At 70.8% G+C, this 13,091-nt stretch carries 9 protein-coding genes and 1 tRNA gene; 9 read left to right on the top strand and 1 reads right to left on the bottom strand.

Going from position 1 to position 13,091, the window contains the following annotated elements; translation table 11 throughout:
* The first annotated feature begins 118 nt into the window (after window positions 1-118).
* Window positions 119-580, top strand: a complete 462-nt coding sequence (locus AB4091_RS11685; protein WP_442291912.1) for a molybdenum cofactor biosynthesis protein MoaE — start codon at window positions 119-121, stop codon at window positions 578-580.
* Window positions 577-1,716, top strand: coding sequence for a YlbL family protein (locus AB4091_RS11680; protein WP_442291911.1), 1,140 nt, complete (start codon window positions 577-579; stop codon window positions 1,714-1,716). Before AB4091_RS11685 ends, AB4091_RS11680 begins: the two co-directional genes overlap by 4 nt.
* A gap of 47 nt (window positions 1,717-1,763) precedes the next feature.
* Here AB4091_RS11680 and AB4091_RS11675 read toward each other — a convergent pair whose 3' ends face one another.
* The gene (locus AB4091_RS11675; protein WP_442291910.1) at window positions 1,764-2,294 is read right to left on the bottom strand and encodes a PPA1309 family protein; all 531 of its coding nucleotides are present in this window, start codon (window positions 2,292-2,294) and stop codon (window positions 1,764-1,766) included.
* A 291-nt stretch (window positions 2,295-2,585) separates the two neighbouring features.
* Between AB4091_RS11675 and AB4091_RS11670 the strand changes: the two genes are divergently transcribed.
* The 7 genes from AB4091_RS11670 (at window position 2,586) to AB4091_RS11640 (ending at window position 13,017) form a co-directional block, all read left to right on the top strand.
* Window positions 2,586-5,597, top strand: a complete 3,012-nt coding sequence (locus tag AB4091_RS11670; RefSeq protein ID WP_442291909.1) for a UPF0182 family membrane protein — start codon at window positions 2,586-2,588, stop codon at window positions 5,595-5,597.
* Between the two features lie 144 nt (window positions 5,598-5,741).
* Window positions 5,742-5,815: transfer RNA gene (locus AB4091_RS11665), tRNA-Met, on the top strand.
* 205 nt (window positions 5,816-6,020) lie between these two features.
* The gene (locus AB4091_RS11660) at window positions 6,021-8,714 is read left to right on the top strand and encodes a response regulator (RefSeq protein ID WP_442291908.1); all 2,694 of its coding nucleotides are present in this window, start codon (window positions 6,021-6,023) and stop codon (window positions 8,712-8,714) included.
* A complete protein-coding gene (locus tag AB4091_RS11655; RefSeq protein ID WP_442291907.1) occupies window positions 8,711-9,106 on the top strand; it encodes a response regulator in 396 nt (131 codons plus the stop codon). Before AB4091_RS11660 ends, AB4091_RS11655 begins: the two co-directional genes overlap by 4 nt.
* Window positions 9,103-10,275, top strand: coding sequence for a response regulator (locus tag AB4091_RS11650; RefSeq protein WP_442291906.1), 1,173 nt, complete (start codon window positions 9,103-9,105; stop codon window positions 10,273-10,275). The genes AB4091_RS11655 and AB4091_RS11650 overlap by 4 nt, the downstream gene beginning before the upstream one ends.
* A complete protein-coding gene (locus tag AB4091_RS11645) occupies window positions 10,272-11,906 on the top strand; it encodes a peptide ligase PGM1-related protein (protein ID WP_442291905.1) in 1,635 nt (544 codons plus the stop codon). Before AB4091_RS11650 ends, AB4091_RS11645 begins: the two co-directional genes overlap by 4 nt.
* Before the next feature lie 352 nt (window positions 11,907-12,258).
* On the top strand, window positions 12,259-13,017 hold the full coding sequence (locus AB4091_RS11640; protein ID WP_442291904.1) for a Crp/Fnr family transcriptional regulator: 759 nt from the start codon (window positions 12,259-12,261) through the stop codon (window positions 13,015-13,017).
* Window positions 13,018-13,091: the final 74 nt, after the last annotated feature.

The following is a 13,091-nucleotide window of genomic DNA, read 5'->3' as shown; positions in this document are numbered from 1 at the left end:
GGCCGCTCGGCCGTACACCCAAGACAACCACGGATCGACCGCGTTGGTTCCCGTGCACGGTGCCGTCCGACGCGCTCCGTGGGAGCAGCTGTCTTCTCGGCGGCATACGATTGCCGGCGTGACGGTCACCCTTGCCGAGATCCGTGAGACGCCCCTGTCGGTCGACGAGGTGCTCGCGAGCGTCTCTTCCCCCCGGGCCGGCGGCGTCTGCCTGTTCGTCGGGACCGTGCGCGACCACGACGGCCCCGCCGGGACCGGCGTCTCCGATACTGCGGCACAGGGGCGCGACCGCGCCGTGACGCACCTCGACTACTCGGCCCACCCGCAGGCGGCCGACACCGCGCGCGAGCTCGCCGAGCGCCTCGCTGCCGACGGCCGCGCGGTGCGCATCGCCGTCGTGCACCGGGTCGGGCACCTCGACGTCGGCGACATCGCGGTCGTCGTCGGGGTGAGCGCCGAGCACCGCGGCGAGGCCTTCGACGTGTGCCGCCGGCTCATCGACGAGTTCAAGGCGACGATCCCGATCTGGAAGCACCAGCAGTTCGCCGACGGCGCCGACGAGTGGGTGGGTCTGCCGTGAAGACGATCAAGCGCATCCCCGAGCAGGCTCCCGACACCGAGCTGCCCACGCGCGCCGAGCTGCTCGACGGCGAGAGCCGGGGCACCCTCACCCGCGGCAACAAGGCCGTGCTCGCGGCGTTCTTCCTCTTCCTCGTGGTCATCGTGGTCGGTTCGGTCGTCCACCTGCCGTATGCCGTCATGAGTCCGGGCCCGACCCAGGACACCCTCGGCTCGTCCGGCGACGGCAAGAACACGCCGATCATCTCGGTCACCGGCCTGCCCACCTACCCGACCGACGGCGCGCTGCGTTTCACCACCGTCCGCGTGGAGGGTGGCCCCGGCTACCCGGTCGACGCCTGGGACGTGCTGCAGGCCTGGATCGACCCCGCGCGCGAGGTCTTGCCGGTCGACGACGTCTTCGACCCGCAGGTCACCAAGGAGCAGGTCGCCGAGGAGAACGCCATCCAGATGGAGGGCTCCCAGGAGGAGGCGACCGCGGTGGCGCTGCGGGCCATCGGGAAGAACGTCCCGACCCACATCGCCGTTGCCGGTCTCACCGACTCGTCCAAGGCCAAGGACCTGCTCAAGGTCGGCGACCGCATCACCGCGATCGGTGGCGAGCCGATCGCCTCGACCCTGGCCGTCCGCGACGCCCTCCAGAAGTCCCGCCCGGGCGACACCGTCTCGGTCACGGTGACGCGGGGCGGCAAGGAGCAGAAGCTCGAGGTGCCGACCATCGTGGGCCAGGAGGGCCGCACGGCGCTGGGCGTGCTGCTGGGCCTCGACCACGACTTCCCGGCCACCGTCAAGATCGATGCCGGCGCCATCGGGGGCCCGTCGGCCGGGCTGATGTTCTCGCTCGGCATCTACGACAAGCTGACGCCCGGCCCGCTGGCGGCCGGCCACCAGATCGCCGGCACCGGCACCATAGACGACGAGGGCAAGGTGGGCCCGATCGGGGGCATCCGCCAGAAGCTGGCCGGCGCCCGCGCCGACGGCGCCCAGGTCTTCCTCGCGCCGGCCGACAACTGCGACGAGGTGGTCGGGCACGTGCCCGACGGGCTCGACGTCTTCAAGGTCGGCACCTTCGACGACGCCCGCACCGCGGTCGAGGCGGTCGCCAAGGGGCGCACGGGGTCGCTGCCGCGCTGCTGACGCTCACGCGGGAGGATCCCGCCGACCGCAACGGCAGGCGACTCGGCTCAGTCCTCGAAGGTCGCCCTGAGCGCCTCGACGAGTCCGGGCGCGATGTCCTTGCCGGTCGCCACCGCGTCGTCCGAGTCGTGGTCGCGCTGGCGCAGCAGGCAGATCGACGTCCCGTCGCGCAGCACCGCGACGACGAGCCGCACGTCCTTGCGGTCGGGGTGGGCGGCGAGGTGGTCGACGGCATCGTCGCCGCTCGTGGGCAGGTCGCGCTCGGCCTCGGGCGGCACGACCATGCGCTCGATGGCGAAGGCGCAGCCGTCGACCTCGTCGGGCCAGGCGAGTCGCCCGAGCAGCGTCTCGAGCGAGCTCGTCGTCGGGAGGCCCTCCTGCTCGACTGCGGTGAGAGCGCCCTCGGCCAGGTCGGCCGGACCCATCTGGTCGCGCAGCTGAGGCTCGCGCTCGAGCAGGTCGGCGGTGCGCACGAGGGCGAAGAGCCTGGCCGGCTGGTCCCAGCCGGCGGCCGCGACGTGGCGCTCGGTGTCGAGGGCGGCGATGGCGAGGGGGTCGATGACGGGCTGCGCGTTCACGCCCCCATGCTGCCGTATGCCGCACGGTGGCCCGTCGCCGTGTGCCGTGAGCGGCGTGAGCGGCGTGCGGGGCGTCGTCCGGCACGCCTGCCACCGTGCGGCACACAGCCGGGCGGTGCCGGGTGATCAGCTCGGTGCGCGGGCCTCCGATCGTCGGACGACGGGTCACGGTGCGGTATCGCCCCGCTGGCCCGGAGCGCGCGCGGGTTATGGTTGCCGCAGGCGGCCCGAGGTGGCTGCCACCGGGCTCCGCCCGACCACCTGCCCGCCCTCGCACCCAAGGCACGCCACGTGAGCGACAGCAACTTCGGCCCTCCGCCGGGCAACTTCAACGACGACGACTCCGGCGCGCACCGGCGTGGGGAGACGACGGTCCTGCCGCCGACCCGACGCCCGCTCGTCACCGCACTGGTGGTGGCTGCCGCACTGCTCGTGGTCATCGCCATCGCGGCGCAGTTCTGGACCGAGGTGCTCTGGTACCAGTCGGTCCACTTCTCGGGCGTCTTCACCACCCAGCTGCTCACCAAGCTGCTGCTCGGCGTCGTCGGCGGCCTGCTGACGGCCGCCATGGTGTGGTCGAGCATCCACGTCGCCTTCCGCAGCCGGCCGATCTACGCTCCGTCGCCCGAGACGCAGGCGATGGAGCACTACCGCCAGCTCGTCGAGCCGATGCGCCGCACGGCCACCGTCGCCGCGCCGCTGGCCGTCGGGCTGTTCGCCGGGCTGTCGGCCGCCACCCAGTGGGACACCTTCCTGCTGTGGCGCAACAGCAACCCGTTCGGCACCCAGGATCCCGAGTTCAAGCTCGACATCAGCTTCTTCGTCTTCGACCTGCCGTGGATCAACTTCGTGGTGGCCTTCCTGACGATGATCCTCGTCATCGGTTTCATCACCGCAGCCTTCACGCACTACCTCTACGGCGGCATCGTCGCCGGCAACAAGATGCGGTCCACGCACGCGGCACGCGTGCACCTCTCCGCGATCGCGGCAGCCCTCGTGCTGGTGCGGGCGGTCGCCTTCTGGGTCGACCGCTACAACCTCGCGACCGCCGAGTCGACCAAGATCACCGGCATCCAGTACACCGAGTCGCACGCGATCATCCCGACCAAGGGGATCCTCGCGGTCGCCGCGGTGATGTGCGCGATCATGTTCCTGACGACCATCTGGACGCGCTCGTGGCGCCTGCCGCTCGTCGGCGTCGCCGTCCTGGCCGTCATCGTCGTCGCGGTCGGTGGCATCTACCCGGCCCTGGTCCAGTCGCTCAAGGTCCGCCCCTCCGAGAAGTCGCTCGAGGTGCCCTACATCCAGCACAACATCGACGCGACGCGGGCGGCCTACGGCTTCAACACGATCGAGGTCAAGCCCTACGACACGAAGACGGTGGCCGAGCGGAACGCGCTGCGTGACGACGCGGCCACGGTGCCCGGCATCAGGCTCATCGACCCCAACGTCGTCACCCCCACCTTCAAGCAGCTCGAGGCCAGCAAGGGCTACTACCAGTTCGCCGACGTGCTCGACGTCGACCGCTACCAGCTCAACGGCAAGTCCCAGGACACCGTCATCGCCGCCCGCGAGCTCGACCTGAGCGGTGTCCCGGAGGGGCAGCGCAACTGGCTCAACGACCACACCGTCTACACCCACGGCTACGGCCTCGTCGCGGCCAAGGGCAACACCCGCGAGGACGACGGACGCCCCACCTTCATCGAGTCCCAGATCGGCACGCAGGGGGCGCTGGGCAAGTACGAGCCACGCATCTACTTCGGTGAGAGCTCGCCCGAGTACTCCATCGTCGGTGGCGACAAGCAGGAGTTCGACTACCCGGACCCCCGGGGCACCGGGCAGATCAACACGACGTATGCCGGCACCGGTGGCGTCGCGCTCGACGGGATCAAGCGCCTCGCGTACGCCGTGAAGTACCGCGAGATCAACTTCCTGCTCTCCAACGCCGTGAACAACGACTCGCGCATCCTCGACCACCGCACGCCGCGCGACCGCGTCCAGCGGGTGGCGCCCTGGCTGACGCTCGACGGCAACGCGTACCCGACGGTGGTGGACGGCCGGGTGCTCTGGGTGCTCGACGGCTACACGACGTCGGCGAACTACCCGTACTCCGAGATGACGACGCTCGACACCGCGACGGAGGACGCCGTGACCAGCACGCGCAACTCCGTGCGGGCCGTGCAGGCAGGCCAGGTCAACTACGTCCGCAACTCGGTCAAGGCCACGGTCGACGCGTACGACGGCACCGTCACGCTCTACCAGTGGGACGAGAAGGACCCGATCCTCAAGGCCTGGATGTCGATCTTCCCCGACTCGGTGAAGCCGCTCTCCGACATCAAGGGCTCGCTCATGCAGCACCTGCGCTATCCGGAGGACCTCTTCAAGGTGCAGCGCACGCTGCTGCAGAAGTACCACGACACCGACGCGTCCTCCTTCTACGGCGGCCAGAACTTCTGGCGGGTGCCGGACGACCCCACCCAGTCGGACTTCCTCCAGCCCCCGTACTACCTCTCGCTGGCCATGCCAGACCAGGCACGCCCGGCCTTCTCGCTGACCTCGACGTTCATGCCGACCGGTGACCGCAACGTGCTCTCCGGGTTCCTAGCCGTCGACGGCGACGCCGGGTCGCAGAGCGGCAAGAAGGCCGACAGCTACGGCACGATGCGGTTGCTCGAGACGACCGGCGGTTCCGTCAACGGGCCGGGCCAGGTCTTCAACGACATGCGCACCTCGGCGGTCACCTCCAACGACGCCTCTCTCGGGCGGCAGCTGACGCTCGCCCAGTTCATCTCGACGACGTCGTCGACCGGCGCCAGCGTCATCTTCGGCAACCAGCTGACGCTGCCGGTCGGGGGCGGGTTGCTCTACGTGCAGCCGATCTACGTCCAGGCCCGCTCGAGCGGTTCCGGCACCTACCCCAGGCTCTCGGCGGTCGCCGTCGCCTTCGGCGACAAGATCGCCTGGGCGGGGTCGCTCGACGCCGCGCTGAACGACCTCTTCGGTGGCTCGGGTGTCCAGGCCGGCGACAACGGGACCGGCACCCCGCCGACCTCGACGCCGACCCCGGGGACCACGGGCACCCCGTCGCAGACCCCGACGGGGACCGCGACCTCGCAGGCAGGCACCCCGAACGCCCCGGCGTTGACCAAGGCGCTCAGCGACGCCGAGGCCGCGTACGCCGAGGGCGAGGCCGCACTCAAGCGAGGCGACTTCGCGGCGTACGGCCAGGCGCAGACCAAGCTCAAGGACGCTCTCAAGCGCGCGGTCGACGCGTCGCCCAAGTCGACACCCGCGGCCCCCTGACGCCTGCACGTTCCGAATGCCCTGCGGCAGCGCGCGAATCGCGTGCTGCCGCAGGGCATTTCGCTGAAACAACACGGTCTCTGGGCCGACGTGCCACCTCGATTTGGTCCTGCGGGAGGTTTCGCGTAACGTTGCTCTTGCCGACGCGGGGTGGAGCAGCTCGGTAGCTCGCCGGGCTCATAACCCGGAGGTCGCAGGTTCAAATCCTGCCCCCGCTACTACAGCGCATCGCGCGGCAACGAAGGCCCCCACAGTGTGGGGGCCTTCGTCATTGTCCCGGTCACCCGGAGGCCGAAGCACACCGGGAATCCCCACAAAAGGGGCGGATCTCGGAGGTTTCCTCGCCGGGCAAACCCGGCAGGAGCAGACTGCTACGGGACGACCCACGACTGCAGCTTGATGCATCGCGCGATGGGGGACTCGATGGCAGAGTTCGGGCAGCCCGGCAACGACGAGGCCGGCTCCGACGTTCCCGGCGCCCACGGACGCGAGTCGGGACGACTGGCGCAGGTCGAGCAGCAGCTGCGTGCGACCAGCGACATCCTCGACGTCCTCACCCGTGGCGCATCCGGGTCCGGCAGCCGGGACGACGTGTTCGGGGCGATCGTCGAGAGCGCCCGGCGGTTGCTCGACGCCGACGTGGCCCAGATCTTCCTCGTCCAGGGCGACTCCTACGTGCTGGGGCGCTCGAGCGGGCTCACGCCTGCCTACCTCGACTTCGCGGCGCAGCACCCCCTCGCCAGGGACCGGCGCACGCTCGTCGGGCGGGTCACCCTCGACCGGACGGTGCAGCAGATCGACGACGTCCTCGCCGACCCGGAGTACGGCCGCAGCGACTACCAGCGGGTGGGTGGCTACCGCTCGATCATGGGCGCGCCGATGATCGTCGGGGACCAGGTGGTCGGCTCCCTCAACGTCTGGCGCAACGAGGTGGCCCCGTTCGACGACAGCGACACGACCCTGCTGACCACCTTCGCCGGGCAGGCGGCGCTGGCCGTCCGGCACGTGGAGCTCGTCGCGGCTCTGGAGAGCCGCTCCGCCGAGCTCGCGCGCAAGGTGGACCAGCTGGAGGCCCTCGCGGAGGTGGGGCAGGCCATCAGCTCGACCCTCGTTCCCGACGAGGTGCTGAAGACCATCGTCTCCCATGCCGTCGAGCTGTCGGGAACCGACGGCGGCTCACTGATGGAGTTCGACGAGGCGACCGGGCTGTTCGGCGTGCGTACGGTCCACGGCACCAGCCCGGACGTCGTCGACGCCCTGCGGAGGGCGAAGATCCACATCGACCACACCTGGGTGGGGCGAGCGGCCCGGGACCGGACGGTCCTCCAGATCGCCGACCTCGGTGCGGAGCCCACGCCACTCGACCCACACCTCGACGTGCTCCGGTCGGCAGGGTGGCGCTCGCTGGTCGCGATCCCGCTGACGCGCCCTGACCGCGTCGTCGGTGCGCTGGTTGTGCGCCGCAAGTCGACGGGCGCCTTCAGCGCCGAGACCTGCGAGCTGCTCGTGGCGTTTGCGAGCCAGTCGGCCGTTGCGCTGACCAACGCCCGCCTCTACCAGCAGCTCGAGCAGCAGAGCGTCGAGCTCGCCGACGCGAGCCGGCACAAGTCCGAGTTCCTCGCCAGCATGTCGCACGAGCTCCGCACGCCGCTCAACGCGGTCATCGGCTTCTCGGAGGTGCTCCTCGAGCGCATGTTCGGCGAGCTGAACGAGCGCCAGGAGGACTACCTCCAGGACATCCACTCGGCGGGGCGGCACCTGCTCGCGCTCCTCGGCGACATCCTCGACCTGTCGAAGATCGAGGCAGGACGGATGGAGCTGGACCTCACGACCTTCCCCATGGACGACGTCGTGGCGCAGGCGCTCTCGCTCGTGCGCGAGCGGGCCGCCCTGCACTCCATCGACCTGGTGCTGGACGCTCAGCCGCTCGGTCCGGTGACCGCCGACGAGCTGCGCCTCAAGCAGGTGCTCCTCAACCTGCTGAGCAACGCCGTCAAGTTCACGCCGGACGGCGGGACCGTCGAGGTGCGGGCCTGGCGTGAGGGCCGCGACCTGCAGGTCACGGTGTCCGACACGGGGATCGGCATCGACCCGAGCGACCAGGAGCGGATCTTCGACTCGTTCCAGCAGGGCGAGCGCACGGCCTCGTCCGTCGAGGGCACAGGGCTCGGCCTCACGTTGAGCCGCCGGATCATCGAGCTGCACGGTGGGCGTCTGTGGCTCACCAGCGCCCCCGGCAGGGGCAGCACCTTCGGCGTCGTCATCCCCCAGCCAGAGAGGGCCCCCGACACGGCGCAGGACCCTTGGCTGGAGGGCGACCTCGGCGGAACCGGACCGACGGTCGTCGTCATCGAGGACGACCCACGCTCCGCGGAGCTCGTCGAGCTCCACCTGCACGCCGCCGGTCTGCGGGCCGTTGCCGCCCCGACCGGTGAGCGGGGGCTCGAGCTGGTCCGCACGCACGACGCCGTCGCCGTCATCCTCGACATCCACCTGCCGGGCATGAACGGGTGGGACGTGCTGGCCGAGCTGAAGTCGGACCCGGCGACGGCGGACGTGCCCGTGGTCATCGTCAGCGTGGAGCCGGAGCGCGGCCGCGGCTTCGCCCTCGGTGCCACCGAGTACCTCGTGAAGCCCGTGCGGGGCGAGCACCTGTTGGCGGCCGTCACGCGCCTGCTGCCGCAAGGCGTCGCGGGCGCGCAGGTCGACCCGGACCGGCTCAGCGTCGTCGTCGTGGACGACGACCCCCTCGCCCTCAAGCTCGTGCGCAGCACCCTGGAGCCCCTCGGCTGGACCGTTCACACGTGCACCGGCGGCCAGCAGGCGGCGGACGTCGTGCGCGCCGTGTCGCCGTCCGTCGTCGTCATGGACCTGCTCATGCCTCAGGTGGACGGCTTCGCGGTCATCGACGAGCTGCGTCCCGACCGCGACTCTGACGGGCCGCCCATCGTGGTCCTCACCGCGAAATCGTTGACACCACAGGACCGGTCACGTCTCGAGGGGCGGATCGCCTTCGTGGCGGAGAAGGCCGGCCTCGATCTTCCCGGTCTCGCTCGCCGCCTCGCGGCCGTGGCCTCGGCGCACCTCGACGGCGGGAGCCGAGGTGAGGAGCCGTGAGCCGATCGCCGGTGGTCCTGCTCGTGGAGGACAACGCGCGCAACCTGAAGCTCGCGCGCGACGTCCTCGAGTACGCCGGTTTCTCGGTGGTCGTGGCGACGACGGGCGAGGAAGGGGTGGAGCAGTCCAGGGCCACGCTGCCGGACGTCATCCTGATGGACCTCCAGCTGCCCGGCATCGACGGCTTCGCCGCGTTCGCGCTCATCCGCCAGCACGGACCGACGGCCCACATTCCCGTCGTCGCCCTGACGGCGTTCGCGATGCGTCACGACCGCGAGCGGGTCCTGACCTCAGGCTTCTCCGGCTACCTCGAGAAGCCGATCAGCGTGCGCGAGTTCGCCGCCCAGGTGCGCCGCCACCTGCCTCGCCGGAACGACGGGGTGGAGGGATGACGACGGCCTCGGTCACGCCCACCCTCGCGCCCCTCACCGGGGTGTCGGTCCTCGTCGTGGACGACCTCGAGCAGAACCGCAAGCTCATGCACGCGGTGCTCGAGCCCCGTGGCTTCGTCGTCAGGTCGGAACCGTCCGGGGCAGCAGCCCTCCACGCCCTGACGGAGACGGACGTCGACGTGGTGCTGCTCGACGTCCTGATGCCGGAGATGGACGGCTACGAGACGTGCGCCAGGATCAAGGCGGACCCTCGAACCGCACTGCTCCCTGTCGTGATGGTGACCGCCAGCGGCACGCAGGAGCGGCTCCGTGCCCTGGAGGTGGGGGCGGACGACTTCATCACCAAGCCCTTCGACCAGGCCGAGCTGATGGCGCGCGTCCGGTCGCTCGCACGGGTCAAGCGCCTCCACGCCACCGTCCTCGAACAGGCGGCGGCGCTCGAGCGGTGGAACACCGAGCTCGAGTCGCGGGTCGAGGCGCAGGTCGAGGATCTGCAGCGACTCAACCGGCTGCGGCGCTTCCTCTCGCCCCAGATCGCCGGGCTCATCCTCGAGTCCGGTGACGAGTCCTTCCTCGAGAGCCACCGTCGCGACATCACGACAGTCTTCACCGACCTGCGTGGCTTCACCGCCTTCGCCGAGACCGCGGAACCGGAGGAGACGACGTCGGTCCTCCGTGAGTACCACGCGGTGCTGGGCGAGCTCGTCTTCGCGTACGAGGGCACGCTGGAGCACTTCGCTGGTGACGGGCTCATGGTCTTCTTCAACGACCCGCCACCGTGCCCCGACGCCCCCGAGCGCGCCGTCCGGATGGCGCTCGCCATGCGTGACCGTGTGGACGAGCTCGCGGCGTCCTGGCGCCGACGTGGTCACGACCTCGGCTTCGGCGTCGGCATCGCCCAGGGGTACGCGACCCTGGGTCGAGTCGGCTTCGAAGGGCGTTGGGACTACGCCGCCATCGGAACGGTGACCAACGTGGCAGCGCGCCTGTGCGCCGCGGCGGCCGCGCGCCAGGTGCTCATCAGCCCTCGTGTTCGCGCTGGACTGGACGGACGGTTCGAGACCCGGTCGCTCGGACCCCTCGAGCTGCGCGGCATCGCTCGTCCCCTCGAGGTCCATGAGGTCCTGGGTCTGTCGGACGACGCGTCCACCCCGAAGGAGGAAGCGTGACCACTGATGGCACCCCCGGCGCCCGTGCGGCCGACGACCTTGCGAGCCTGACGGAGGACGACCGGGGAAGGCTCTTCGACGACCTCCAGGGGCGGCTCGCCGACGTCTGGCGGCTGATTCGCCACGACGACCCCACGGAGTCGGTCGTCGTCGTGCCGTCCATGAGCGTCGACCGGGTCGGCCACTGGTCGGGTGCGCTGAACCAGGCCATGGAGGAGCGCTTCCTGTTCCTGCTGCTCCTGCTGCGTCAGCCCCGACTTCGCATGGTCTACGTGACGTCGATGCCCATCGACGAGGCGATCATCGAGTACTACCTGTCGCTGCTCCCCGGGGTCATCCCGAGCCACGCGCGTTCTCGTCTGTCGCTGGTGTCCGTCGGCGACTCCTCGCCCGCGCCCCTCAGCGACAAGCTGCTGGCGCGCCCCCGGGTGCTCGCTCACGTCGCCTCGCTCATCCCCGACACCGGGCGCTCTCACCTCATCCCGTACAACAGCACGACCAACGAGCGTGACCTGGCGCTGCTGCTCGGCATCCCCATGTATGCCGCCGACCCACGCCTGTTCCCGTTGGGCACGAAGAGCGGCTGCCGTCGCGTCTTCGCCGAGTCCGGCGTCGAGTTCCCGTTCGGCGCCGAGGACCTCCACACGACGGACGACCTCCTGGAGGCCGCCATCGCCCTGCGTCGAACCCGACCCGCGGCCCAGTGGGCCATGGTCAAGCTCAACGAGGGAGCGTCGGGTTCCGGCAACGCGCTGGTCGACCTGCGGGACCTGCCGGCGGACCACGAGGACGTCGCCGACAACGAGCAGCTCCGGAGGGCAGTCGCGCAGCGGGTCAGTGCCATGCAGCTCGAGGACTCGCACGTCCAGGTCGAGACGTACCTGCGGCGGCTGGACGAGCGGGGAGGCATTCTCGAGGAGCGCGTCGTGGGCGACGAGGTGCGCAGCCCGAGCGTCCAGATGCGGGTCACGCCGGTGGGTGAGCTCGAGATCCTGTCGACCCACGACCAGGTCCTCGGCGGACCGACGGGACAGATGTACCTCGGCGCGCGTTCCCCGGCCGACCCGGCATACGCGACCACGATCACCCGCGAGGCCGAGAAGGTGGGGCGGGTGCTCGCGGACAAGGGCGTCCTGGGTCGGTTCGCCCTCGATTTCGTGGTCGTGCGGCACGGCTCGCGGTGGGAGGCCCATGCGATCGAGGTGAACCTGCGCAGGGGCGGGACGACGCACCCGTTCCTCACGCTCCACTTCCTCACCGACGGGATCTACCGGCACGAGGAAGGCCTCTTCCGCACCCCGGCCGGCGACGTGCGCCACCTCGTCGCCACGGACCACCTGGAGGACCCTGCGCTGAAGGGCCTGCGGGTGGAGGACCTCTTCGACCTCGTCGCCCGGACCGGTCTGCACTTCGACCCGTCCCGCCAGTCCGGGGTCGTCTTCCACATGATCAGCTCGATCACCGAGTGCGGGCAGGTCGGGATGACGGCGATCGGGGACACGCCAGACTCCGCCCAGGATGTGTTCGACCGGGCGGAGTCGGCGTTGCTCGCCGAGGCGCGCGCGTCCCTGGCGCCCCTTCCAGTACCGCTCCCGGTGCCCTTTCGGGAGCCCCTCGGCGAGGGTCGGTGATGAGCTCTCAGGGGGCGATCGAGGCGGAGTGGATGAGTGCTCCGACGAAGGCCTGGTGCCAGGTGAGGCGCGCCCTGCCAGCTCGAGCCGATGCGCCGCCGCAGCTGCACTCCCAGGTCCAGCCGCCCCGCCGCGACCGGGCAACCCGGGGATGGTGGTGTGCCAGGTCCGCGTGGGACCTCCGCTGCGTCACTGAGGTGGTCATCGGAATGCCTTTCGACGGTGGAGGATCCATCCCGGAACGAGATGGTGCTGCCTTCATGCAGCACCATCTCGCCGGAGGCCGCGCTCGTCTGTGCCCGCGGCGACACAGCGCGGAAGAGCGAGTCGGCACGGCAGCCCCGGTCCGGCGATGACCCGGCCCATCGGGCTGCTCGCAGAGCTGTCCCCGGCCGAGCGCCGGGCCGTGCTCGCCCGGATGAGCCGGCACACGTACGCCGTCGGCGACGTCGTGTGCACCGAAGGAGATCCTGCCGACGCCGTGCACTTCGTCGTGGAAGGGCGGATCGTGGCTCGCCGCGCGTCCGCGGATGGTGACGTCCACGCGTATGCCGTGATGGGGCCGGGACAGGCCTTCGGGGAGATCGCCATGATCCGACAGGAGCGTCGGCGCACCGCGACGATCGAGGCCCTCGAACCGACCGTCACCCTGAGCCTCCGGTACGCCGACTTCGAGCAGCTCTGCGCGGCCCACCCGGAGGTGAACCGCCTGCTCCTGCGCCTGCTGGCCGCGCGGGTGACGCGGCTGACAGACGCGTTGATGCAAGCCCTCCACGAACCGGCCGAGCAGCGGGTCGTCCGGGTCCTGCTCTCGCTCTGCGGCCTCTACGGCTCGCCGGCCCCCGGGGAGCCACCCATCACCGTCGCCCTGAACCAGACGGTGCTCGCGGAGCTCGCGGGCGTCACGCGCCCCACGGCCAACCGTGTCCTGCGCCGCCTCGAGAGCGAGGGAGTCGTGCGACTCGACCGGGCGCGAGTGTCCATCCGCGACCCGTCCGCTCTGGCGGCGCACATCGACCTTCCAGACCTGACCCCACGCGAGATCGAGTGCGGCGAGCCGCGCGGCCGGCCACGCGCTGGATCGCGCCATGCGCGGCACCCAGGCCGGTGAGGGGGCTGGGACCCCCCGGCACCGGGCTGCGGCGCGACGCCCAACCACCCGAGTAGTCCTCAGCAGCCTCGCGT

The sequence above is a fragment of the Terrabacter sp. 2RAF25 genome, from assembly GCF_052115265.1.
GTDB lineage: Bacteria > Actinomycetota > Actinomycetes > Actinomycetales > Dermatophilaceae > Terrabacter.
The sequence above is the reverse complement of the archived record's forward strand: the minus strand, read 5'-3'. Positions and strand labels throughout refer to the sequence as shown.